The sequence below is a fragment of the Enterobacter sp. EC_50 genome (assembly GCF_019584525.1).
In the GTDB taxonomy this organism is placed as follows: Bacteria; Pseudomonadota; Gammaproteobacteria; order Enterobacterales; family Enterobacteriaceae; genus Enterobacter; species Enterobacter roggenkampii.
The window spans coordinates 34,263-58,018 of record NZ_VDAF01000009.1 but is presented as its reverse complement, the minus strand read 5'-3'; the positions used below and the strand labels follow the sequence as shown (position 1 = coordinate 58,018).

Here is a 23,756-nt window from a genome sequence, read left to right as displayed (position 1 = left end):
GTGGCGCGACGCTTACCGGGCCTACGTTTTGTGCTGTTGTAGGCCGGGTAAGGCGAAGCCGCCACCCGGCAAGACACTCAGATCATGCGTTATACGCATTCTCGCCGTGGCTGTTCACATCCAGACCTTCGCGTTCCTGCTCTTCCGGTACGCGCAGGCCGACCGTCATGTCCGCCAGCTTGTAGCCGATGAAAGCGACGACTGCAGACCACACCACGGTGATAGCGATGCTTTCCAGCTGCACCAGCACCTGATGAACCATGGTGACGCCTTCTGCGTAGCCCACGCCACCGAGCGATTTCGCCGCGAAGATACCGGTCATGATACAGCCGACAATCCCGCAGACGCCGTGCACGCCGAACACATCGCAAGGGTCATCCACGCGCAGAACTCGTTTCAGTGCGGTGACGCCCCACAGACCCGCCAGACCAGACACCAGGCCGACCAGCAGCGCGCCGCCGACACCGACATAACCACACGCAGGGGTGATACCAACCAGACCGGCAATCGCACCTGAACAGGCACCCAGCAGGGAAGGTTTACCGCGCACCGCCCACTCGCCAAACACCCAGGAGAGGATTGCACCCGCCGTGGCCACAACGGTGTTCACGAAGGCCAGCGCGGCGATTTCGTTGGCCGCACTTGCTGAGCCGGCGTTGAAGCCAAACCAGCCAAAGTAGAGGATCGCAGTACCGGTAAAGACCATCGGCAGGTTGTGCGGTTTGAACGCCTCTTTACCGAAGCCCACGCGTTTGCCAATCAGATAAGCGCCCACCAGACCCGCGACCGCGGCGTTAATGTGGACAACGGTACCGCCCGCGAAGTCCAGCGCTCCGTGCGTGGCCAGCAGACCACCGCCCCAGACCATGTGCGCAATCGGCACATAGGAGAGCGTCAGCCAGACCACCACGAAGATCAGGACCGCAGAGAAACGAATGCGCTCGGCGAGCGCGCCCACAATCAGCCCGACGGTAATGCAGGCGAACGAGCCCTGGAACGCCACGTGAATATACTGATAGAAGCTGCCCATCAGCGCGGTCAGTTCAATGTTTTTCAGCATCACCCAGTCGAAGTTACCAAAGAACGCGTTACCCGTGCCGAACGCCAGAGAGTAACCGTAAACCACCCAAAGCACGCAGACCAGTGCAAACGTCACGGCAACCTGCGTCAGCATGGAGAGAACGTTTTTGCCACGGATCAGACCGCCGTAGAACAGCGCAATGCCCGGAATGGACATAAACAGCACCAGCGCGGTGCTGATCATCATAAAGGCGTTATCGGCTTTGTCGGCCACCGCAGGGGCAGCAGCCAGCGCCAGGCCCGGCAGCAGCGCCAGCGAACCCAGACCCGTTTTAAGTGTTGCTATCTTCATTTTCTCGATCCCTATCACTGTGTGCCAGGCGTTAATTACAGTGCCGCTTCGTCAGATTCGCCGGTACGGATGCGAATGACGCGCTGCAGTTCGGCAACGAAAATTTTGCCGTCGCCAATTTTGCCGGTGTAGGCCGCTTTGCTAATGACATCAATGACTTCATCAAGCTGATCGTCAGCAATCGCGACATCAATTTTTACTTTTGGCAGAAAGTTAACGCTGTATTCCGCCCCGCGATAAAGCTCGGCATGACCCTTCTGACGACCAAAGCCTTTCACTTCGGTGACAGTCAGTCCCTGAATACCCATTGAAGACAATGCTTCACGCACGTCTTCGAGTTTGAATGGTTTGATTACAACCGTAACCAGCTTCATAGATCCCCTCCAGTCAGAATTCGGTAATGGCCGCAGCTTACGCGGAAGGTATTGCAAGGGATGTGCCAGAAATGAAAACGTGAGGGAATCGCGGTGCGATGTGCGTTACACGGTTCTGATAAATGAACCGGTGAAAAAAAACGCACCATGCCGGTGCAGGGTGCGTTTCAGTTTTGCACCAACAGGAATGACTGTTAGCGCGACGCCTCATTTTAGTGCATCAGGCGCTAAGGGACTCTTCATCACGCACGCTGGCGGCCAGCTCTTCGCCCGCCAGCTGCAGCTGGTACATCTGCCAGTAGCGCCCTTGTGCTTCCAGCAGCTCGCGGTGCGTACCGCGCTCCACGGCCTGTCCGCGATGCAGCACCAGAATCGTGTCCGCGTCGACGATGGTGGAAAGACGGTGGGCAATCACCACCAGCGTCGTGTGGTCGCGTACGGCGGCCAGCGCCTGCTGAATCGCCTGCTCGGTTCCAGAATCTATGCTGGCCGTGGCTTCGTCCAGAATCAGCACCTGCGGCGTTTCAATCAGGACGCGCGCCAGCGCCAGGAGCTGTTTTTGCCCCACGGAGAGATTGTTGCCCTGCTCGCCCAGCTTCGTGTTGATCCCGTCGCTAAACCCGCGCGCCAGGTCTGCCAACTGCACCGTTTCCAGTACCGCCCAAACCTGCGCCTCCGAATAGTCCCGTCCCAGGGTTACGTTGGCGTAGAAGGTATCGGCCAGCACGACCGGATCCTGCTGCACCATCGCAACGCCTTTGCGTAACACCGTGTGGCTAAGTGACGCGAGCGGACGTCCGTCGAGGCGGATTTCGCCTTGCGTGACCGGATAGTAGCCCATCAGCAGGCTGGCGAGCGTGCTTTTACCGCTGCCGGTGTGGCCCACCAGCGCGACGAAACCGCGTGACGGCACATCGAGCGTAATGTCCTGCAGCACCAGACGGTCTTCGCGATAGGCAAACGAGACGTTATCAAAGGTGATAGCCCCGCTTTGCAGAGGTCGCTCGTCATTGCCGTAGGCCTGGCGCGGCCTGTCCATCAGCTCAAAGACGCGCTCACCAGCGACAACCGCCTGTTGCAGCATCGATTGCTGCGTAGTGAGTTCGATCAGCGGCTCGTTAAGGCGTCCAAGATAGCTAATGAAAGCGTACAGCACGCCCACTTCAATCGTACCGTTTGCGCTCAGGCCAAAGAGCATCAGCAGCCCGCAAAGCACCAGCGCCGAGAACAGGCTCAGCAGCGGTCGCAGCAGGAAACCGTCCAGGCGCAGCGTCTGCATACGCGCCATATAGTGCGAACGGCTGGCTTCGCCCATGCGCTCGCCAAAGCGCGCCTGCTGGCGGAACTGCTGGATGACGCTCATGCCGTTGATCACTTCGTTGAAGCCATCGTTGATATCGGCCAGATAGGCGCGCACCCGGCGCACAATCGGCGTGCTGTAACGCTGGTAAATCACCATGACGATCAGCACCGCCGGGAAGATGGTGATCGCCACCAGCGCCATGCGCCAGTCGAGGCTGAACATCGCCACCAGCATCGCGCCAATCAGCGCCGCGCTGCGCAGCACGGTTGCCACCACGGTGACGTACAGATCGCGGATCACCTCGGTATCGTTGGTCACGCGCGAAATCACCTGCCCAACCGGCTGGATATCAAACTCGCTGAGCGGCTGGCGAAGCGCCGCGTCCATCACATCGGTACGCAACTGCTGAACCACGCCCACGGCTGCACGGTTAAACAGCAGCGACTGCGCATAGTGCAATCCTGCCGCCGTCAGCTGTAAGCCAACGTAGGCCACGCCTAACCCCGCCACCAGCCCGAGCGGCAGGTAGCTTTTGGCGACCATATTGTCGATGAAATAGCTGATGAGCAGCGGTCCGCTCACTTCGGCAATCGCCGCAATCCAGAGTAAAAGCACGGCAACGGAGAGCGGTTTACGCCACGGCGAGCCGTAGGCCAGCAGACGTTTGAGCGTCGGCCACATCGTTCCGAGCTTACGCATTGGCGGCCTCCTCATCCTGCTCCGGCGCATCGTCCAGCGCCGCCTCAAGCTGCTGATAACGGTACATATCGCGATACCAACCCGGTTGCTCTGCCAGCGCGTCATGCTGCCCGCGCTGGGCAATATGGCCGTGCTGCAAGACCAGAATTTCGCTGGCTTCGGTGAGCGCTGACAAACGGTGGGCACTGATAATTATCGTGCGTCCGTCGCCCCACTGGCGCAGGTTATGCAGGATCTGATGCTCGGTACGGCCGTCCACGGCGGAGAGCGCATCGTCCAGAATCAGGATTTCCGCATTGAGCAGCAGGGCGCGGGCAATAGAGATACGCTGTTTTTGCCCGCCGGACAGCATGACGCCGCGTTCCCCGACTTCCGTTTCGTAGCCCTGCGGCAGGCGCAAAATGTCATCATGCACGCTGGCCAAACGTGCCACATGCTCGATCTCTTCCTGCGTTGCCGCAGGGCACCCAAGCGCGATGTTGTTCGCCACGGTGTCAGAAAAAAGAAACGGCGTCTGGCTGACAACCGCCAGGCGACCACGCCACTCATCCAGCAGCAGGCTGGTGAGCGGAATATCATGGAAGCGAATATCGCCCTGCGTGACGTCAAAGTGGCGCTGGAGCAGCGAGAGTACGGTACTTTTACCGGAGCCCGTCGGGCCGCAGATGCCGAGCATCTGGCCCGGCTGAAGGGTAAAACTGACGTTCTCCAGTACCGGATGTTCCGTTTGCGGATAGATAAACTTGCGGACGTCGACTTTCATGACGCCGCGTCCTTCCGGCAACGCTTCGCTGCCGTCATTGACCACCGGCGCTTCGGCCAGCATGGCGCGAATACGGCTGTAGGCGGCGCTGCCGCGCTCCACGATGTTAAACATCCAGGCCAGCGCCAGCATCGGCCAGATCATCAGCCCCAGATACATGGCAAAGCTGGTCAACTGGCCCAGGGTGAGCGTGCCCTGCACCACCATCCAGCTACCGCCGCCAATCGCCAGCATATTTGCCATGCCAATTGCGATATAAATCGTTGGATCAAATCGCGCGTCAATACGCGCGACGCGCATGTTTTTCGCCCCCGTGTCGGCCGCATCGGCGGCAAACAGCGCGGACTGCCGGTCTTCCAGACCAAACGCTTTGATCATGCGGATGCTGGTCATGCTCTCCTGGGTGCGATCGTTCAGCGACGAAAACGCCGCCTGCGCCAGCTTGAAGCGCTCGTGCAACTGTTCGCCGTAGCGATTGATCGCCAGCGCCATGAGCGGCATCGGCAGCAGCGCCAGCAGGGTCAGCTGCCAGCTGATCTGCGTGGACATGACGATCAGCACCGCGCAGCCCATTACCAGCGAGTCCACCAGCGTCAGCACCCCTTCCCCGGCGGCAAAGACCACGCGATCGACGTCGTTAGTCGCGCGCGCGATAAGATCCCCGGTGCGATGGCGCAGATAAAATTCGGGATGCTGTCGACTCAGCTGGCGATAAAAATCTTCACGCAGCTCAACGGCCAGCTGATAGGACGCACCAAACAGCAGCACGCGCCAGACGTAGCGCAGCAGATAAACAATGACCGCCGTCAGCACCAGCGTGCCAACCCACATCAACACCCGTGCGGTGGTGTAATGCTGTTCGGTGACGCCATCCACGACGTAGCCCACCACTTTCGGCGGGATCAGCTGCAGGATAGCAATGATAATAAGCAGGGCGACTGCACCGAGGTAGCGTTGCCACTCCCGACGAAAGTACCAGCTTAATTGGGCAAATAGTCGCACGCGGTTTGTTCCTGAAGGTATTTTACGAAGTTATTCAATGGGTAATGCTGTGGTGTATTTAATCTGTTCCATGGCGAAGCTTGAGGTGACGTCCGATAACCCCGGCACGCTGTTCACCAGCCGCTTGTAGAAGTCATCATAACGCTTCATGTCGGCCACCTGGACGCGCATCAGGTAATCGTACTCGCCGGCCATACGCCAGAAACCGAGCACTTCGGGCATCTCAGACACCTGGGTAACGAAGCGGCAATACCACTCGCTGCTGTGATGCTGGGTTTTTATCAGCACAAATGCCGTCAACCCAAGCCCCAGTTTTTCAGGATCTAACAGCGCGACGCGCCCCAGCAGAATACCGTCATCTTCCAGCTTCTTAAGCCGCTTCCAGCACGGGGTGGTGGTCAGATTAACGGCATCTGCCAGCGCCTGCAAAGAGAGGGTACAGTCACTTTGCAGCAATGAAAGGAGCTTGCGGTCAATTTTATCTAGCATACCCACCTCACAGAGAAAATTTTTCTCCCTTAATTCTATTTTAAAGGCCAGATAGCAACAATTTTTTCTGTGCTTTTCGCTATGCTAGGCACAAAATGACAAACGGATAACGACGATGAATAGCACCTGGGTTAAACATGCGATCAGCGAAATCAATGCCGACTATCAGCGCTCGGCGGATACGCACCTGATTCGCCTTTCCCTGCCGGGATTTGACGGCATTCAGCTCTATCTGAAAGATGAAAGCACCCATCCTACCGGCAGACTGAAGCATCGCCTGGCGCGCTCGCTGTTTTTATACGGTTTATGTAACGGCTGGATTAAAGAAGGCACCACCATCATTGAATCCTCTTCCGGTTCAACGGCGGTGTCCGAAGCCTATTTCGCCCGCCTGCTGGGTCTGCCGTTTATTGCGGTGATGCCCTCCTGCACCGCAAAACGCAAAATCGAACAGATCGAATTTTACGGCGGTCGCTGCCACTTTGTGGAAAGCGCCTGCGAAATCTACGCCGCCTCTGAAATGCTGGCTCGTGAGCTGAACGGCCACTATATGGACCAGTTCACCTTCGCCGAGCGCGCGACGGACTGGCGCGGGAATAACAACATTGCCGACAGTATCTTCCGCCAGATGACCCACGAACCGCATCCGGTTCCGTCCTACATTGTGATGAGCGCCGGTACCGGCGGTACGTCAGCCACGATCGGACGCTATATCCGCTGTCAGGGTTACGATACCCAGCTGATGGTCGTTGACCCGCAGAACTCCGTGTTCCTCGACTACTGGCAAAACCGCGATGCCGGTCTGCGCAGCCCGGTGGGGAGTAAGATTGAAGGGATTGGCCGTCCGCGCGTTGAGCCCTCTTTCATCCCCGACGTTGTGGACGAGATGATGCGCGTGCCGGATGCCGCCAGCGTGGCAACGGCGCACTGGCTGGAAACGCAGCTGGGCCGCAAAGTGGGCGCCTCGACGGGCACCAATATGTGGGGCGCGCTGCAGCTTGCCGCACGTATGCGCGAAGCGGGACGCACCGGTTCCATCGTCACGCTGCTGTGCGACAGCGGCGAGCGTTATCTCGAGACCTACTACAATGCGGAGTGGGTGCAGGCCAACATCGGTGATATCGCCCCCTGGAAGGCGCAGATTGCTCAACTGCTGAAATAAAAAAAGCCAGACCGAAGTCTGGCTTGCTGGAAGGGTCTCACTATTCGGGGGAATATGGGAGGTTGTTATTGTCCAGCCAATGCGTCAAAAAATGGGACACTGCTTCATTACGGCAGTGACCGATAACCGGCAGATGGGGAAGTTCTGCTTTCAGCTGCGCCATCGCATTCCCCATGATCAGACCGCGACCTACGCTACCCAGCATTTCGCGGTCGTTCATGGCGTCACCGAACGCCATACACTCCTGCAGCGTTAATCCCAGGTGGTCGCTCAGCACCGCCAGAGCGGAACCTTTGTTGCAGCCCACCGGCAGCACTTCCAGGCAATCCACCGCCGAGAAGGTCAGGTGCGCCCGGTCGCCCAGCGCCTCATTCAGTTGGATCCGTAAGCGACAGAGATCGTCGTGATCGCCGCAGAAGCAGATCTTGGTCACCGCATGGGCGGGGATCCGACGCAGATCGATAAGCTGGTATTTAAAACCGCTATACACATGCGCGTGCAATAATTCCGGGATGTCGCTTCCGGTAAACCAGCCCCGATCGTTAAAAACGTGGATGCTGGCCTGCGTGTCCCAGGTACTGTGCAGCACGATATCCGCCACTTCCGGGTTGAGATCCTGTCGGTACAGCACATCGCCTTCTACAGAGTGAATTCGCGTCCCGTTGCCGGTGATCAGAAAGGCATCGAGGGCAAACGCGCCCAGCAAATGGCGCATTTCCAGAACATGACGCCCGGTGGCAAACGTCAGGGTGACATTACGCTCGTGCAGGCGCTTCAGCGTGTTCAGGGTTTTCTCCCCTAAACGGTGATCCGGCATTAACAGCGTACCGTCCATATCAAATGCAGCGAGCCGAGCCATGATTACTCCCGAAATGTGATGCGGTTAACTTGTACATCAGTATCGTGTGAGTTATACGGAAGTAATAGTGAATAGATGAGAATTATTGTTCCGGGTTTCTTATGCGCCAGCTTAACCGTCTTAACCAGTATCAACGCCTGTGGCAACCTTCCGCTGGCGCGCCGCAGCAGGTAACCGTAAATGAACTTGCCAGCCGCTGCTTTTGTAGCGAGCGACATGTCCGTACTCTGCTGCGTCAGGCCCAGGAGGCGGGCTGGCTGACCTGGCGCGCGCAGTCCGGGCGTGGAAGGCGCGGTGCGCTGACGTTTCACGTCACTCCGGAATCACTGCGCAACACGATGATGGAAGAAGCGCTAAAAAGCGGGCAGCAGCATAACGCCCTCGAGCTGGCGCAGCTTGCTCCCGAAGATTTGCGTGCGCTGCTGCACCCGTTTTTGGGTGGGCAGTGGCAAAACGACACGCCGACGCTGCGCATTCCCTACTACCGCTCACTGGAGCCACTTCAGCCGGGCTTTTTACCGGGTCGGGCAGAGCAGCATCTAGCAAGGCAAGTCTTCTCAGGTTTGACGCGATTTCACGGCAACAGCAGTGAGCCGACGGGCGATCTGGCGCATCACTGGGATGTGTCGGATGATGGACTGCGCTGGCATTTCTACATTCGCTCCACGCTGCACTGGCATAACGGCGATAAAATTGAAACGACGCATCTCCAGCGGAGCCTGACCGCGCTGTTGACGCTTCCCGCCCTGCGCACCCTGTTCCAGAGCGTCCTCTGTATCGAAACAACGCATCCGCAGTGCCTGACGTTTACGCTACATCATCCGGATTACTGGCTGCCGCACAGGCTGGCGACCTACTGTAGCCGTCTGGCGCATCCCGACCATTCGACGATTGGCAGCGGCCCCTTTCGGCTGGTCGCCTTTGAACCCGACCTGGTTCGTCTGGAAAGCCATGAGCAGTACCACCTGAGCCATCCGCTGCTCAAAGCCATCGAATACTGGATCACACCCCAGCTTTTTGATCACAGGTTGGGTACCAGCTGCCGTCACCCGGTGCAAATCGCGATTGGTGAGGCCGACGAGCTGGAAAGTCTGCGGCTGGTAAGCAGCAGCACCAGCCTGGGGTTCTGTTACCTCACGCTAAAACAGAGCGCACGCCTGAGTGAGAACCAGGCAAAGCGGCTGATTAATATCATTCATCACTCCAGGCTTCTCCACACGCTTCCGCTAAACGAAGGGCTCATCACCCCCACCGGGGAACTGCTTCCCGGCTGGACAATCCCCGAATGGACTGATTTAACCGATGTTGCCCTGCCTGAAGCACTGACGCTGGTTTACCATCTTCCCGTTGAGCTTCACACCATGGCCAGCCAGTTGAAGACGTACCTGGCGCTACAGGGTTGTGAGCTGACCGTCATCTTTCATGACGCCAAGACGTGGGACGGATGCCAGCAGCTTGCCGAAGCAGACATCATGATGGGCGACAGGCTGATTGGCGAAGCGCCAGCGTATACGCTTGAGCAGTGGCTGCGCTGCGATACGCTTTGGCCACACGTGTTAAGCGCACCGGCGTACGCCCATTTGCAAGCCACGCTGGATGCGGTACAGACTCAGGCCGAAGCTCGGGATCGGCACGCGGGCCTGAAGGCCATTTTTAGCCGATTAATGGAAAATGCAGTGCTGACGCCGCTCTTTAATTATCAGTATCAGATCAGCGCGCCGCCGGGCGTGAATGGGATTCGCCTCAACACCCGCGGCTGGTTTGATTTTACCGAAGCCTGGCTGCCCGCCCCCAAATCGTGAAGAAGCTGGTCGCCGCCACAGGCAGACGGTAACATAACGTTTTTACCGTAACAGTCGAGATGATTTATGAAACGTGCCGTCGTCGTGTTCAGCGGAGGACAAGACTCTACTACCTGCCAGGTCCAGGCTCTTCATCAGTACGATGAGGTTCACTGTGTCACTTTCGATTATGGTCAGCGACATCGCGCTGAGATCGACGTTGCCCGTGAACTGGCCCTGAAACTGGGGGCACGCGCGCATAAGGTGCTGGACGTTACGCTGTTAAATGAACTGGCCGTGAGTAGCCTCACCCGGGACAGTATTCCCGTCCCGGACTACGAACCCGATGCCAGCGGCATTCCGAATACCTTCGTGCCGGGCCGCAATATTCTGTTCCTCACCCTGACGGCAATTTATGCCTACCAGGTAAAAGCCGAAGCGGTGATCACGGGCGTGTGTGAAACAGACTTCTCCGGCTACCCGGACTGTCGTGATGAGTTCGTGAAGGCGTTAAATCACGCCGTCAATCTGGGGATGGCGAAAGAGACGCGCTTTGAAACCCCGCTGATGTGGCTGGATAAAGCCGAAACCTGGGCGCTGGCCGACTACTGGGGCAAGCTGGACCTGGTTCGCAGCGAAACCCTCACCTGCTACAACGGCATTAAAGGCGACGGTTGCGGCCAGTGCGCCGCCTGTAATCTGCGCGCTAACGGGCTGAACCACTATCTTGCCGATAAAGCCGGCGTGATGGCCGCAATGCAGAAAAAAACCGGGCTTAAATAGGGCGACCTGACCGTGCTGTCGCATAACAGGTGTCGACAGCACGGGTAAGCCTGAACCTGTGTTACACGATCATCAGTTCCAGCTTTTCGCGCAATTCCCCTTCCAGCGGCAGCGCTTTCTGCGTTTTCAGATCGATACAGACAAAGGTGATCAACGCATCAGCCACCACCTGCCCTTCCGGATCGAGCGTAACCACCTGGCTTAACACGCCGCTTTTACCATTGATCTGCTGCACCTGGCTGGTCACCGTGAGCACATCGCCCAACACGGCAGGGCGACGGTAGTTGATATTGATATTGACGACCACGAACGCGATGTTGTGCGCGGTCATCCACTGAAAGCTTTCGCTGTTTTCCAGCCCGTCCCAGCGCGCTTCCTCAAGAAACTCCAGGTAGCGGGCATTGTTCACATGCTGGTAAACGTCGAGGTGAAAACCGCGTACTTTTATTTTTGTCTGCATAGCGCAATAGCCTTTACTGTTATTGTAGGATAAGAGGTCATAACTGGTATGACCTCTTTATCCTGGCAAAATTTTGCCGCTGTGCAAGTAATTGTGAGATTACAACGTCAGGTGTGCGAGGTTGCGCTCAACCAGCGCGCTCCCCATGCCGGGAACCTGCTTGAGATCGTCGACCGTTTTGAAAGGACCATACTCTTCACGATAGCTTACGATGGCCTGCGCTTTTTTCAGCCCGACGCCATTCATCACGCGGGCCAGCTCTTCCGCAGAGGCCGAATTGATGCTGACTCGCGTACCGTCATCATCCACGTTTTTACCAACGTCAGTCGCTTTGGTTTGCCCCTGCCCCGGCGCTGCGGCGTCGGTCTTACTCTGTACCGCCTGTGGTTTAGCGGCAGGTGCCGCCGCCAGTGCGCCCGCGCTCATACCGGTGGTGGCAATAGCCAGCGTAATTAACAGTGCTTTTATTCCACATTTCATGCTGTTATCTCCTTGTTTGTAGACAGCCACGTCACGATAGCCGCCCGATAAAAGAGGCACAAACAGCAGAGTGCAGAAATGGAAAAGGCCGCGAAAGCGGCCTTTAGTTATTGCAGAGCGTTGCGAAAATCTGCGAGCAGATACGTAATTATTGCTGCTGAGTAATGATATCGCCCAGCTTAATTTTGGCCTCTTTACGCAGGTTGCTCATCATGGCTTCGAAGGCAATCTGGGCATTGTTCTGGGTAATCCCCTGGACCATCGCCTTCTTCTGCGCGTCTGGCAGAGTGCCGGCTTTCACTTCATCCAGCGCCAGCAGAACGACGTTACCCTGCATATCGGTAGTGGTGCCGAAGCTTGGCTTGTCTTTCGCCGGCAGAGTCAGGCCAAACGCGGCCTGGCTGATAGGGTCCTGACCGGTACGGCTCAGCGTTTTCGCTTCACCGAAGCTCAGGCCAGCCGCTTTCAGCGCGTCCTGTTTACCCGCTTTCAGATCGGCCAGAATCTTCTCAGCATCCAGTTTCGCCTGCTGTTCCGCTTTGTTGTGCTTAACCTGAGCGACGACCTGATCCTTCACGTCCGCCAGCGGTTTGACCGCTTCCGGCTTGTGCTCGCTGACGCGCAACACAAACGCACGATCGCCATCGACGGTAATGATGTCTGAGTTACTGCCCGGCGTGCCGTTCTCACCAACCAGACCACCGTTGAAGATGGCATCAGAAACCGGTTTGAAGTTCAGCTCTTCCGGCAGGTTGTCACGACCAAACCAGCCCGTCTCAACCGCTTTCACCCCAGCCGCCTGCTCGGCACCCGCCAGAGATTCGTTGTCGTTGCTGGCAGCATCACTCACTTTCTGCTGCAGCGCATAGTAGGCATCCAGCGCTTTTTCCTGCTTCACTTTTGCCGCGATATCGTCACGAACCTCAGCCAGCGGCTTGGTTTTCGCCGCGGTGATGTCGTCCAGACGCACGACCAGGAAACCTACGGATGATTTAATGACGCCAGACAGTTGGCCTTTCTCTTTCAGACCCGCATTTTTCAGCTCGTCCGGCGTGGTCGCGTCTTCCAGCCAGCCCATATCGCCGCCGTTTTTCGCAGAGATAATGTCGGTGGATTTCGCTTTCGCGACGGTCGCAAAATCAGCGCCTTTGTTCAGCTCATCCAGTGCCGCTTTGGCATCCGCCTCGGTTTTGGTCTGAATCACGCTGTAGCGGTTACGCTGCGGCTGTGTGAACTGATCCTGATGCTGGTCGTAGTAAGACTGGATTTCCGCGTCAGACGCGCTTTCCTGCAGCGCAGCCGCATCCAGCTTGATGTAGCTCACGCGGAACTGTTCAGGAGAAACAAAGGTATTCTTGTTCTGCTCGTACCAGGCGTTAATGTCAGCGTCGCTCACCTGCTGTTTCGCCGCCAGGGCGTTAACATCAATGGTCGCTTCACGTACAACGCGCTGCTGCGCCACCAGCGCAGCCAGTTCATCCGTTTCGCCTTTGAGCATGAAATCGGTGCCAACAACGGCATTGATGAGCTGCTGGGTGGTCAGTTGGTTACGCAGCGCCTGCGCGTACTGATCGGCCGTCATCCCCATCTGGTTGACGATGCTGTTGTAACGCGCGTTGTCGAATTTACCGTTAGACTGGAAGGCTTGCGTAGAGAAGATGGCTTTTTTCACCTGCTCATCGCTAATGCCAAGGCCGAGTTTTTTGGCATACTGATCCAGCAGCGCTTCGTCGATAAGACGGTTCAGCGTCTGCTGACGCAGGGTCTTCATATACCCTTCGTTTGCTGCCAGTTCAGAGAATTGGTCGCCCAGCTGTTGCTGCATACGGTTACGTTCACCGGCAAAAGCATTCTCGAACTGGCCGCGGCTGATCTCCTGGCCATTCACTTTTGCGGCATAGTTCGCGCCACCGCCAATAAGGTAACTGCTCACGCCGGTCAATATGAACGACACGATAATGATACCGAAAATAATCTTGAGCACGAGACTGTTAGCAGCCGTGCGTAAGCTGTCCATCATGGTGTAACAACACTCCGCTGTAGGTGACTGGTTACCTGACGCTGACGGAAAATCCTGCCCGTCGCGCGTAAAGTCGTATTGTGACAAGAAAACGGGGCGATTGTCAGCCCACAACTCGCATAAACTCGCACAAATCAGGTCTGGACAAACAAAAAAGGCACATCAAAAGATGCGCCCTTGTACTATCCGGCTTCCCTGAAACGGGAAAGCAATCAGTTTACTGCGTCTTTCAGCGCTTTACCTGCACGGAAACCCGGCACTTTAGCGGCAGCAATGGTGATCTCTTTACCGGTCTGAGGGTTGCGGCCAGTACGGGCAGCACGCTCTTTAACAGCAAAAGTACCGAAGCCTACCAGTGCAACGTCGTCCCCAGCCTGCAGAGATTCAGTAACAGAAGCAATTAATGCATCTAACGCACGTCCAGCTGCAGCTTTAGAAATATCAGCACCAGCAGCAATTTTGTCAATCAGTTGAGATTTATTCACTGTTCTCTTCCTCTCTTTATAATTTATATCGCGCCTGAATCCTTCACAACGCGACCGCGCAGCAGTTATATCAGGCCTGCCATGACCTTACAACACCCGTTGTTGATGGCTGACCTAATCAGCAATCTAAATTAGCTATACAAAAAAAGGCTGGCAAGTGCGAAATGACTTACCAGCCTTGTTTTTATTGACGCTCTTTGCGCGAGGTCACTATTTTGCGGTTACAATCTGCATTCCGGACGGTTCATTCTGCAATGCGAGACTAAGTACTTCCTCAATTCGCTTAACAGGATGGATCTGCAGGTCGGCAATCACGTTGTCCGGAATCTCTTCCAGATCGCGTTTGTTTTCGTAAGGGATCAATACGGTTTTGATCCCACCACGATGCGCCGCCAGCAGTTTTTCTTTTAAGCCACCGATTGGCAGAACCTGACCGCGCAGGGTAATTTCACCGGTCATTGCCACATCAGCACGCACCGGGTTGCCTGTCAGGCAAGAAACCAGAGCGGTACACATGGCAATACCCGCGCTTGGACCATCTTTCGGCGTCGCCCCTTCAGGTACATGTACGTGGATGTCGCGTTTTTCGTAGAAATCCGGGTTGATACCCAGTTTCTCCGCGCGCGCGCGCACCACGGTCAGCGCCGCCTGAATGGACTCCTGCATCACTTCACCCAGCGAGCCGGTATAGGTCAGCTTGCCTTTACCCGGTACACAGGCGGTTTCGATGGTCAGCAGATCGCCGCCCACTTCCGTCCATGCCAGACCGGTGACCTGGCCAACGCGGTTTTCGTTATCCGCGCGACCATAGTCGAAGCGCTGAACGCCGAGATAGGCATGCAGGTTATCACCATTAATCGTGATGTGTTTCAGGCTCTTATCCAGCAACAGCTGTTTCACCGCCTTACGGCACAGTTTAGAGATTTCACGCTCAAGGCTACGCACGCCCGCTTCACGGGTATAGTAGCGGATGATGCCAATAATCGCGCTGTCCTCGACGGTCAGCTCGTTGGCTTTCAGCGCGTTACGCTCAATCTGTTTCGGCAGCAGGTGCTGTTTCGCGATGTTCAGCTTCTCGTCTTCGGTATAGCCGGAGAGACGGATCACTTCCATACGGTCCAGCAGCGGCGCTGGAATATTCATGGAGTTCGACGTCGCCACGAACATCACGTCGCTCAGGTCGTAGTCCACTTCCAGGTAGTGATCGCTGAACGCCACGTTCTGTTCTGGATCAAGTACTTCCAGCAGCGCAGACGCAGGGTCACCACGCATGTCCGACGACATTTTGTCGATCTCATCGAGCAGGAACAGCGGGTTTTTAACGCCCACTTTCGCCATCTTCTGGATCAGTTTACCCGGCATAGAACCGATGTAGGTACGGCGGTGACCGCGGATTTCCGCTTCATCGCGTACGCCGCCCAGCGCCATACGGATATACTTACGTCCGGTCGCTTTAGCGATGGACTGGCCCAGAGAGGTTTTACCCACCCCCGGCGGTCCTACCAGGCACAGAATCGGGCCTTTAATTTTGTTTACACGGCTCTGTACCGCGAGGTACTCAAGAATGCGGTCTTTCACGCGTTCCAGGCCATAATGGTCAGTATCCAGGATCTCCTGCGCCTGACGCAGGTCTTTTTTGACCTTGCTGCGGGCGTTCCACGGAACCTGCACCATCCACTCAATGTAGCCGCGTACGACGGTCGCTTCAGCCGACATCGGAGACATCATTTTCAGCTTCTGCAGTTCTGCTTCGGCTTTCTCTTTCGCCTCTTTCGGCATCTTCGCCGCGTCGATCTTACGCTTCAGCGCTTCGTTTTCGTCCGGCGCGTCGTCCATCTCGCCCAGCTCTTTCTGAATAGCCTTCATTTGCTCATTCAGATAGTACTCACGCTGAGATTTCTCCATCTGCTTTTTGACGCGGTTGCGAATGCGCTTCTCAACCTGCAGCAGATCGATTTCAGACTCCATCATCGCCATCAGGTATTCCAGACGTTCGTTAACGTCGGACATTTCCAGCACGGACTGTTTGTCAGCCAGCTTCAGCGGCATGTGTGCAGCGATGGTGTCCGCCAGACGTGCAGGATCGTCGATGCTGTTCAGCGACGTCAGCACTTCTGGTGGGATTTTCTTGTTCAGCTTGATATAGCCTTCAAACTGGCTAATCGCGGTGCGAACCAGCACTTCCTGTTCGCGCTCATCAAGTTCAGGCGAATCAAGGTACTCTGCCTTCGCAGAGAAGTGTTCGCCGTCGTCTGACAGAGTGGTAATACGCGCACGCTGCAGGCCTTCTACCAGCACCTTCACGGTGCCGTCAGGCAGCTTCAGCATCTGCAAAATAGAGGCCACGGTCCCGACGGTGAAAAGATCGTTTACACCCGGCTCATCCGTTGATGCTTCTTTCTGCGCCACCAGCATGATTTTTTTATCATGATCCATAGCGGCTTCGAGGCAACGGATAGATTTTTCCCGCCCTACAAATAAGGGTATGACCATGTGCGGATAAACCACCACATCGCGCAACGGCAATACGGGGATTTCAATGCGTTCAGAACGCTCAGGATTCATAGAGCTCTCTCTTAGTTAGTGTCCGCCAGGTAAGCTGGTCATGTCACTGTGCTTCACATAACCATTAACATGTATCCAGTATATGGGGATGTTTCCCACACATTCAACGCTATGAATACGGAAAAAGTAAAGGGGAGATAAAATCCCCCCTTTTTGATTAACTGCTTGTATGATTTGGTGAATTATTCGCCAGATGCCTGCTGGGCTTCCGGTTTGCCGTAAATCAGCAGCGGTTTGGTTTGACCGCTGATAACCGACTCGTCAATCACCACTTTCTCAACGTCTTCCATCGACGGCAGATCGTACATGGTGTCGAGCAGTGCCGCTTCAACGATAGAACGCAGGCCACGCGCGCCGGTTTTGCGGCTCATTGCTTTTTTGGCAATCGCATCCAGCGCTTCGTCGCGGAATTCCAGATCAACCCCTTCCAGATTGAACAGCGCCTGATACTGCTTGGTCAGCGCATTTTTCGGCTCTTTCAGGATCTGGATCAGCGCCTCTTCACTCAGCTCATTCAGCGTAGCCACAACCGGCAGACGACCGATGAATTCAGGGATCAGACCGAATTTGATCAGATCTTCTGGTTCAACCTGTGCCAGGAGCTCGCCTTCGTTCAGTTTTTCGGATGTGGATTTCACCGTTGCGCCAAAACCAATGCCGGAGCCGGTTTCAACACGGTGGGAGATAACTTTATCCAGACCAGCAAAGGCACCGCCACAGATGAACAGGATCTTGGAGGTATCAACCTGCAGGAACTCCTGCTGCGGATGTTTACGACCACCCTGTGGCGGAACGGCAGCAACCGTACCTTCGATCAGCTTCAGCAGTGCCTGCTGTACGCCTTCACCCGATACGTCACGAGTGATGGACGGGTTGTCGGATTTACGGGAGATCTTGTCGATCTCATCGATGTAAACAATCCCGCGCTGGGCTTTCTGTACGTCGTAATCGCACTTCTGCAGCAGTTTCTGGATGATGTTTTCGACGTCCTCACCCACGTAACCGGCTTCGGTCAGGGTGGTGGCATCCGCCATGGTGAACGGAACATCAAGCAGACGCGCCAGGGTTTCAGCCAGCAGCGTTTTACCGGAACCGGTTGGGCCGATCAGCAGAATGTTACTTTTACCCAGTTCCACGCCATTGCTGGTATCGCCGTTACGCAGGCGTTTGTAGTGGTTATAGACCGCTACCGCCAGCACTTTCTTGGCCTGCTCCTGGCCGATGACGTAGTCGTCAAGGTGATGACGAATTTCATGCGGCGTTGGCAGCGCGCTGCGCTCACGGTGCGGTGCGACTTCTTTAATCTCTTCGCGAATGATGTCGTTACATAAATCGACGCATTCGTCGCAGATATACACGGACGGCCCGGCAATCAGTTTACGCACTTCATGCTGGCTTTTGCCGCAAAAAGAGCAGTACAGCAGTTTGCCCGAACCATCTTTGCGTTTATCTGTCATGAGTCCAAACCTCTTTTTAAGTTCTTTGTGCCGCACATGACGACGCAAATGCCATTCTAAGACGCAAGCTGCATCAAGCAGCGTGCCGCCCTACCTTAGTATAGCGGCACACTCGCGTCGCGGGCATCAATTACGATGGGTCAACACGGAGTCGACTAAGCCGTACTCAACTGCCTCTGAAGCAGAGAGGAAGCGATCGCGCTCGGTATCGCGCTCGATCTGCTCGAGAGGTTGACCCGTATGCTGCGCCATAAGTTCATTCATGCGCGCTTTTACTTTCAGGATTTCGCGGGCGTGGATTTCGATATCCGTCGCCTGCCCCTGGTAACCGCCCAGCGGCTGGTGAATCATCACGCGGGAATTCGGCAAGCAGAAACGCTTACCCTTCGCCCCTGCGGTTAACAGGAACGCGCCCATAGATGCTGCCTGACCCATACAGATCGTGCTGACATCCGGTTTGATGAATTGCATGGTGTCATAAATGGACATCCCTGCGGTAATCACGCCACCCGGGGAGTTAATGTACAGGTAAATGTCTTTTTCCGGGTTTTCCGCTTCCAGAAACAGCATCTGCGCCACGATCAGGTTAGCCATGTGGTCTTCCACCTGGCCGGTCAGAAAGATAACGCGTTCCTTGAGCAGACGGGAATAGATATCAAAAGAACGCTCACCACGTGAGGTCTGTTCAATAACCATTGGCACCAGAGCCATATGGGGTGCAAAGTTATCTCGTTCGCCACTGTATGACATTTCCGTCTCCTGGATCAAAATTGAAAACACCTGCTGTACTGATTGTAACCTTACGGACGGATTATCAGCCAGTCTCATTCATCATGATTACGTACTTATGGGGTTCACAGTGCCCTATTTCAAGCATAACAACCTTTTGTTGTTACGCTAACACCGAAAGGGCGTTTTAGCACTCTTCCTGGGCTCTGGCTGCGATAAAAAAAACCCGCTGCCGCAAGGCAACGGGTTTTCTGTTCAAACTTTAAACCGTTGGGGCGAAATTACGCCTGCTGGTTCATCAGTTCGTTGAAAGAGGTCGCTTTTTCGGTCACTTTCGCTTTCGCCAGTACCGCTTCAACAGCCTGCTCTTCCAGGGCAACGTTGCGCATGTTGTCCATCAGCTCTTTGTTCTTACCGTAGAACTCGATCACTTCTGATGGATCTTCGTACGCAGAAGCCATCTCTTCGATCAGGCCTTTCACACGCTCTTCGTCAGCTTTCAGCTCGTGGGTACGAATCACTTCGCCCAGCAGCAGGCCAACCACAACGCGGCGTTTTGCCTGCTCTTCGAACAGCTCGCGCGGCAGTTCCATCGCTTGCTGCTGGTTGCCACCGAAACGCTGTGCAGCCTGACGGCGCAGAACGTCGATTTCGCTGTCGATCAGTGCAGCAGGAACGTCGATTTCGTTGGCTTTCACCAGGCCTTCGATCGCCTGAGACTTCACGCGGTTACGCACAGCACCGTTCAGCTCGCGCTCCATGTTTTTACGCACTTCGGTACGCAGGCCAGCAACAGAACCGTCTTCCACGCCGAAACGTTTGATGAACTCTTCAGTCAGTTCTGGCAGTTCGCGCTCTTCCACTTTCTTCAGGTTGATGACGAACTTCGCTGCTTTACCTTTCAGGTTTTCAGCGTGGTACTCTTCCGGGAAGGTCACGTCGATGGTGAACTCTTCGCCAGCCTTGTGGCCTTTGATACCGTCTTCGAAGCCTGGGATCATACGACCCTGGCCCATTGCCAGTACGAAGTCAGACGCTTTGCCGCCTTCGAACTCTTCGCCGTCTACAGAACCGGTGAAGTCGATGGTTACGCGGTCTTCCGCGTCAACAGCGCCTTCTTTCTCTTTCCAGTTCGCCTGCTGCTTACGCAGGGTGTCCAGCATGCCGTCAACGTCTTCGTCAGTCACGGAGACAATCGGTTTTTCAACTTCGATAGATTCCAGACCTTTCAGCTCAACTTCCGGATACACTTCAAACTCTACGGAGTAGGTGAAGTCTTCGCCCAGTTTGTATTCGCCTGGAACGTAGTTTGGCGCACCGGCCGGATTGATTTTTTCTTTGATGATCGCATCGATAAAGTTGCGGCTCATCAGTTCACCCAGCACATCCTGACGCACGGAAGCGCCATAACGCTGAGCAACAACATTCATTGGTACTTTGCCCTTACGGAAGCCGTCAATACGTACTTTTTTTGCTACGTTGACCAGCTCGCTTTTCACAGCAGTTTCGATGCTGTCAGCAGCGATAGTAATCGTTACACGGCGGCCAAGGCCTTGAGTGGTTTCAACTGAAACTTGCATCTTGTTACCTCAAAAAAATCACAGTGCTCGGTCAACTCTGAATCTGTCTGTTATACCGGGATGCTCTCTTAGTGCAGATTCACATTCCCTGTCGCCAGAATCATCCCGAAGACATTCAATAAGACGCGGCATTATAGCGGCATCACTTAGGTGAGTCGAGAACGGTTGGGGCATGTTGCTGCGGCTTTTTTCACACTTTAAGGCTATTTTTAGCCTTAAAATCGCACCATCCGCTCAAAACTCAGACAAAACAAAACGGCCCGAAGGCCGTTTTGAGGAAATCTGTAAGCAACATACTGGAAAAGCTCCAGCCGTTGCAAATCCGATTTATCAGGCAATAGTGCCTGCACCGCGACAGGGCGGCGATGCGAAAACCGTATCCTGCAAGCCTTCCCATTCCTTAATGGTATAGGTATGCAGTGCCAGCGCATGCACGGTCGTGGAGAGCTCTTCCGTCAAGGTGCTGTAGATCAAGCGATGTCGGTTCAGGAAACGTTCTCCCGTGAAGCGATCGCTAACCAGAACCACTTTAAAGTGGCTTTCAGAACCTGCCGGTACGTTATGACGATAGCTTTCGTCGACGACTTCGAGGAACACAGGGTTGAACGCTGCCCTTAATTTATCTTCTATATGCTCACGTATCATCATGAAATTACTCCTCCGACAACGCCAGGATGTCACCCATCCCTTTAAATATTAGCCGCTTTTACCGTTTCCATTACACATTGACAACAAATATTTAGCTTTCGTCCGATTTTCTCATTCAAACGAATGAAGTTAACTGTGAGGCTCATACCTTTTATCATCCGTGAAAGGAGAAAATGAGTGAGCTGGTCAGTTTTCAGACAAGACGATGAATTTACATGCGTTGACCACTTCCCCTGACCGTTGGCGATGTTATGATGGCGGCAATTTTTCTCTCTATTATGCTTACGATTCGTGAGAACTTAAAAATGTTAAAAAAACTCTTCTTTCCATTGGTAGCCCTTTTTATGCTGGCAGGCTGTGCTACCCCGCCTACCACCATTGATGTCTCACCAAAAATCACCCTGCCTCAGCAGGACCCAAGCCTGATGGGCGTCACCGTGAGCATTAACGGTGCCGATCAGCGTCAGGATCAGGCGCTGGCAAAAGTGACCCGCGATAACCAGCAGGTGACGCTCACCGCGTCCCGTGACCTGCGCTTCCTGCTGCAGGAAGTGCTGGAGAAACAAATGACTGCTCGCGGCTATATGATCGGCCCAAGCGGTGCGGTTGATCTGCAGATCATCGTCAACAACCTGTACGCTGACGTGTCACAGGGCAACGTGCGCTACAACATCGCCACCAAAGCGGATATCGCCATCATTGCCACCGCGAAGAATGGCAACAAGATGACCAAAAACTACCGCGCGAGCTACTCTGTGGAAGGTGCGTTCCAGGCATCCAACCAGAACATTGCTAACGCCGTTAACAGCGTGCTGACCGATACCATCGCCGATATGGCGCAGGACACCAGCATCCACGACTTTATCAAGCAGAACGCACGTTAATCCTGCTCACTGACCCGGTGTAACACCGGGTCAGTCTTATAAGAACATGTCCAGCCATTACTTACGCATTTTCCAGCAACCGAAATCAGCGATTCTGCTGATCCTCGGCTTTGCCTCGGGTTTACCCCTCGCGCTCACCTCCGGCACGCTTCAGGCGTGGATGACGGTCGAGAACATCGATCTCAAAACCATTGGTTTCTTCTCGCTTGTCGGTCAGGCCTATGTCTTCAAGTTCCTGTGGTCGCCGGTGATGGATCGCTATACGCCGCCGTTCCTCGGGCGTCGCCGCGGCTGGCTGGTGATGACGCAGGTCCTGCTGCTGCTGGCCATCGCGGCGATGGGGTTTCTTGAGCCCACCACGCAGCTGCGCTGGATGGCCGCGCTTGCGGTGGTGATTGCCTTCTGTTCCGCCTCTCAGGATATCGTGTTCGACGCCTGGAAGACGGACGTGTTACCAGCGGAAGAACGCGGTGCCGGTGCGGCCATCAGCGTGCTGGGCTATCGCCTCGGGATGCTGGTCTCTGGCGGGCTGGCGCTGTGGCTGGCCGACCGTTACCTCGGCTGGCAGGGCATGTACTGGCTGATGGCCGCCCTGCTTATCCCCTGCATTATCGCCACGCTCTTTGCCCCCGAACCGAGCGACGTTATTCCGGTTCCCCGCTCGCTGGAGCAGGCCGTGGCGGAACCGCTGCGCGACTTCTTTGGCCGCAACAACGCCTGGCTGATCCTGCTGCTGATCGTCCTTTATAAGCTTGGCGACGCCTTTGCCATGAGCCTGACCACCACCTTCCTGATCCGCGGTGTCGGTTTTGATGCCGGTGAAGTGGGGGTAGTGAATAAAACGCTGGGGCTGTTTGCGACCATTGTCGGGGCACTTTACGGTGGCGTGCTGATGCAGCGCCTGACGCTGTTCCGCGCACTGCTGATCTTCGGCATTCTTCAGGGCGCCTCTAACGCGGGCTACTGGCTGCTGTCGATAACCGACAAACATATGATCAGCATGGCCGCTGCGGTGTTCTTCGAAAATCTCTGCGGCGGTATGGGGACAGCAGCCTTTGTCGCCCTGCTGATGACCCTGTGCAACAAGTCATTTTCCGCCACGCAGTTCGCGCTGCTCTCGGCGCTCTCTGCCGTTGGCCGCGTTTACGTAGGTCCGATTGCCGGCTGGTTTGTGGAAGCCCACGGTTGGCCAACGTTTTATCTTTTCTCCGTGGTGGCTGCCGTGCCGGGGATTTTATTGTTGCTGGTCTGTCGCCAGACGCTGGAATATACCCAGCGGACCGAACACTTTATGCCACGAACGGAATATCACCGCGCCTACCGTTTTGCGTTACGTCTGTTAATGATGGGCTGCGTTGCGCTGGCACTCTGGCTTATCGTGCTCATTATTAATGCCAGCACATCACTGGCGCTCCCCTTTGAGACCCTTCTGCTGGACGCCGGAGCCCTGCTGGCCATCGTTGGGATCCTGACGGGCGGTCTGCTCGATTTCATGGCGTTGCGGAAAACGCAGCTGACCTGAAGAAAAATGCGAAAGGTTATTTCCCGTTGTAATCACCAACCGAAATTATAACGGTGAAATAGCCACCATCGACTAAAAAAAATATTTGTTGTTTTGTGCGGGATAGGATTTGGAAATTATTGGCTCTGGTTCCAAAACGCTATTTTTCATTAAACGATTCAGCATGCGATAGTTTGATTTTTCGTTTTTTAGATGTCTTTTTATTGATAATTAATTGTTAATTTTTTGTTTATTTTTAACAATGGTTATACCAATTGTCCCTTTTAGGGTATGCTTGGGGGTCCTTTCGTTATAAAGCCCATCTCATGCGGCTTCGGTCATAAAAACCGACATAATTTG

20 protein-coding genes are annotated in these 23,756 nt (G+C 55.2%); 5 read left to right on the top strand and 15 right to left on the bottom strand.

The window, feature by feature from the left end:
* Positions 1-82 precede the first annotated feature (82 nt).
* The 5 genes from amtB to FHC48_RS09365 all read right to left on the bottom strand — a co-directional run bounded on the left by amtB (position 83) and on the right by FHC48_RS09365 (position 6,002).
* Positions 83-1,372 (bottom strand): ammonium transporter AmtB, encoded by a 1,290-nt coding sequence (amtB, locus tag FHC48_RS09385; RefSeq protein ID WP_008503303.1) that lies wholly within the window; start codon positions 1,370-1,372, stop codon positions 83-85.
* Between the two features lie 35 nt (positions 1,373-1,407).
* Complete coding sequence (gene glnK / locus FHC48_RS09380; RefSeq protein ID WP_008503304.1) at positions 1,408-1,746, bottom strand: P-II family nitrogen regulator; 339 nt, start codon at positions 1,744-1,746, stop codon at positions 1,408-1,410.
* Between the two features lie 220 nt (positions 1,747-1,966).
* Positions 1,967-3,748, bottom strand: coding sequence for a SmdB family multidrug efflux ABC transporter permease/ATP-binding protein (locus tag FHC48_RS09375; RefSeq protein WP_059363287.1), 1,782 nt, complete (start codon positions 3,746-3,748; stop codon positions 1,967-1,969).
* Positions 3,741-5,513, bottom strand: a complete 1,773-nt coding sequence (locus FHC48_RS09370; protein WP_059363284.1) for a SmdA family multidrug ABC transporter permease/ATP-binding protein — start codon at positions 5,511-5,513, stop codon at positions 3,741-3,743. The genes FHC48_RS09375 and FHC48_RS09370 overlap by 8 nt, the downstream gene beginning before the upstream one ends.
* Positions 5,514-5,543: 30 nt before the next feature.
* Entirely contained in the window at positions 5,544-6,002 is a 459-nt protein-coding gene (locus tag FHC48_RS09365; protein ID WP_008503307.1) for an Lrp/AsnC family transcriptional regulator, read from the bottom strand.
* Between the two features lie 115 nt (positions 6,003-6,117).
* Here FHC48_RS09365 and FHC48_RS09360 point away from each other — a divergent pair, with 115 nt between their 5' ends.
* Positions 6,118-7,164 (top strand): PLP-dependent cysteine synthase family protein, encoded by a 1,047-nt coding sequence (locus FHC48_RS09360; protein WP_220420526.1) that lies wholly within the window; start codon positions 6,118-6,120, stop codon positions 7,162-7,164.
* Between the two features lie 40 nt (positions 7,165-7,204).
* Here the strand turns inward: FHC48_RS09360 and cof are convergent, their stop codons facing one another.
* Positions 7,205-8,023, bottom strand: a complete 819-nt coding sequence (cof, locus tag FHC48_RS09355) for an HMP-PP phosphatase (protein WP_008503309.1) — start codon at positions 8,021-8,023, stop codon at positions 7,205-7,207.
* Between the two features lie 101 nt (positions 8,024-8,124).
* Between cof and FHC48_RS09350 the strand changes: the two genes are divergently transcribed.
* Both FHC48_RS09350 and queC read left to right on the top strand, forming a co-directional pair.
* Entirely contained in the window at positions 8,125-9,825 is a 1,701-nt protein-coding gene (locus tag FHC48_RS09350) for an SgrR family transcriptional regulator (protein ID WP_059363283.1), read from the top strand.
* Positions 9,826-9,891: 66 nt separating this feature from the next.
* The gene (gene queC / locus FHC48_RS09345; protein ID WP_059363280.1) at positions 9,892-10,587 is read left to right on the top strand and encodes a 7-cyano-7-deazaguanine synthase QueC; all 696 of its coding nucleotides are present in this window, start codon (positions 9,892-9,894) and stop codon (positions 10,585-10,587) included.
* 61 nt (positions 10,588-10,648) lie between these two features.
* Here queC and FHC48_RS09340 read toward each other — a convergent pair whose 3' ends face one another.
* The 9 genes from FHC48_RS09340 to bolA form a co-directional block, all read right to left on the bottom strand.
* Positions 10,649-11,047 carry a YbgC/FadM family acyl-CoA thioesterase gene (locus tag FHC48_RS09340; RefSeq protein WP_021241651.1) on the bottom strand — a complete coding sequence of 133 codons (399 nt, stop codon included), beginning with the start codon at positions 11,045-11,047 and terminating at the stop codon, positions 10,649-10,651.
* A 99-nt stretch (positions 11,048-11,146) separates the two neighbouring features.
* Complete coding sequence (locus FHC48_RS09335; RefSeq protein ID WP_023343490.1) at positions 11,147-11,527, bottom strand: helix-hairpin-helix domain-containing protein; 381 nt, start codon at positions 11,525-11,527, stop codon at positions 11,147-11,149.
* Positions 11,528-11,675: 148 nt separating this feature from the next.
* Positions 11,676-13,547: a peptidylprolyl isomerase gene (gene ppiD, locus FHC48_RS09330; RefSeq protein WP_045335396.1), complete on the bottom strand. Its 1,872-nt coding sequence runs from the start codon at positions 13,545-13,547 to the stop codon at positions 11,676-11,678.
* Positions 13,548-13,759: 212 nt separating this feature from the next.
* Positions 13,760-14,032 (bottom strand): nucleoid-associated protein HU-beta, encoded by a 273-nt coding sequence (hupB, locus tag FHC48_RS09325; RefSeq protein ID WP_002444653.1) that lies wholly within the window; start codon positions 14,030-14,032, stop codon positions 13,760-13,762.
* Positions 14,033-14,242: 210 nt separating this feature from the next.
* The gene (gene lon / locus FHC48_RS09320; RefSeq protein WP_059363278.1) at positions 14,243-16,597 is read right to left on the bottom strand and encodes an endopeptidase La; all 2,355 of its coding nucleotides are present in this window, start codon (positions 16,595-16,597) and stop codon (positions 14,243-14,245) included.
* Positions 16,598-16,779: 182 nt separating this feature from the next.
* Entirely contained in the window at positions 16,780-18,054 is a 1,275-nt protein-coding gene (gene clpX / locus FHC48_RS09315) for an ATP-dependent protease ATP-binding subunit ClpX (RefSeq protein WP_059363276.1), read from the bottom strand.
* A 126-nt stretch (positions 18,055-18,180) separates the two neighbouring features.
* A complete protein-coding gene (clpP, locus tag FHC48_RS09310; RefSeq protein WP_008503317.1) occupies positions 18,181-18,804 on the bottom strand; it encodes an ATP-dependent Clp endopeptidase proteolytic subunit ClpP in 624 nt (207 codons plus the stop codon).
* A gap of 260 nt (positions 18,805-19,064) precedes the next feature.
* Positions 19,065-20,363: a trigger factor gene (gene tig / locus FHC48_RS09305; RefSeq protein WP_008503318.1), complete on the bottom strand. Its 1,299-nt coding sequence runs from the start codon at positions 20,361-20,363 to the stop codon at positions 19,065-19,067.
* A 330-nt stretch (positions 20,364-20,693) separates the two neighbouring features.
* Positions 20,694-21,011: a transcriptional regulator BolA gene (gene bolA, locus FHC48_RS09300; RefSeq protein WP_021241655.1), complete on the bottom strand. Its 318-nt coding sequence runs from the start codon at positions 21,009-21,011 to the stop codon at positions 20,694-20,696.
* A 305-nt stretch (positions 21,012-21,316) separates the two neighbouring features.
* Here bolA and FHC48_RS09295 point away from each other — a divergent pair, with 305 nt between their 5' ends.
* Positions 21,317-21,895: a lipoprotein gene (locus tag FHC48_RS09295; RefSeq protein WP_023310568.1), complete on the top strand. Its 579-nt coding sequence runs from the start codon at positions 21,317-21,319 to the stop codon at positions 21,893-21,895.
* Positions 21,896-21,941: 46 nt separating this feature from the next.
* Positions 21,942-23,417: a muropeptide MFS transporter AmpG gene (gene ampG / locus FHC48_RS09290; RefSeq protein ID WP_059363274.1), complete on the top strand. Its 1,476-nt coding sequence runs from the start codon at positions 21,942-21,944 to the stop codon at positions 23,415-23,417.
* Positions 23,418-23,756 lie beyond the last annotated feature (339 nt).

Coding starts and splice junctions, on each gene's coding strand:
- amtB (WP_008503303.1), bottom strand. CDS start 1,372: ATGAAGATAGCAACACTTAAAACGGGTCTGGGTTCGCTGGCGCTGCTG.
- glnK (WP_008503304.1), bottom strand. CDS start 1,746: ATGAAGCTGGTTACGGTTGTAATCAAACCATTCAAACTCGAAGACGTG.
- FHC48_RS09375 (WP_059363287.1), bottom strand. CDS start 3,748: ATGCGTAAGCTCGGAACGATGTGGCCGACGCTCAAACGTCTGCTGGCC.
- FHC48_RS09365 (WP_008503307.1), bottom strand. CDS start 6,002: ATGCTAGATAAAATTGACCGCAAGCTCCTTTCATTGCTGCAAAGTGAC.
- FHC48_RS09360 (WP_220420526.1), top strand. CDS start 6,118: ATGAATAGCACCTGGGTTAAACATGCGATCAGCGAAATCAATGCCGAC.
- cof (WP_008503309.1), bottom strand. CDS start 8,023: ATGGCTCGGCTCGCTGCATTTGATATGGACGGTACGCTGTTAATGCCG.
- FHC48_RS09350 (WP_059363283.1), top strand. CDS start 8,125: ATGCGCCAGCTTAACCGTCTTAACCAGTATCAACGCCTGTGGCAACCT.
- queC (WP_059363280.1), top strand. CDS start 9,892: ATGAAACGTGCCGTCGTCGTGTTCAGCGGAGGACAAGACTCTACTACC.
- FHC48_RS09340 (WP_021241651.1), bottom strand. CDS start 11,047: ATGCAGACAAAAATAAAAGTACGCGGTTTTCACCTCGACGTTTACCAG.
- FHC48_RS09335 (WP_023343490.1), bottom strand. CDS start 11,527: ATGAAATGTGGAATAAAAGCACTGTTAATTACGCTGGCTATTGCCACC.
- ppiD (WP_045335396.1), bottom strand. CDS start 13,547: ATGATGGACAGCTTACGCACGGCTGCTAACAGTCTCGTGCTCAAGATT.
- lon (WP_059363278.1), bottom strand. CDS start 16,597: ATGAATCCTGAGCGTTCTGAACGCATTGAAATCCCCGTATTGCCGTTG.
- clpX (WP_059363276.1), bottom strand. CDS start 18,054: ATGACAGATAAACGCAAAGATGGTTCGGGCAAACTGCTGTACTGCTCT.
- clpP (WP_008503317.1), bottom strand. CDS start 18,804: ATGTCATACAGTGGCGAACGAGATAACTTTGCACCCCATATGGCTCTG.
- tig (WP_008503318.1), bottom strand. CDS start 20,363: ATGCAAGTTTCAGTTGAAACCACTCAAGGCCTTGGCCGCCGTGTAACG.
- bolA (WP_021241655.1), bottom strand. CDS start 21,011: ATGATGATACGTGAGCATATAGAAGATAAATTAAGGGCAGCGTTCAAC.
- FHC48_RS09295 (WP_023310568.1), top strand. CDS start 21,317: ATGTTAAAAAAACTCTTCTTTCCATTGGTAGCCCTTTTTATGCTGGCA.
- ampG (WP_059363274.1), top strand. CDS start 21,942: ATGTCCAGCCATTACTTACGCATTTTCCAGCAACCGAAATCAGCGATT.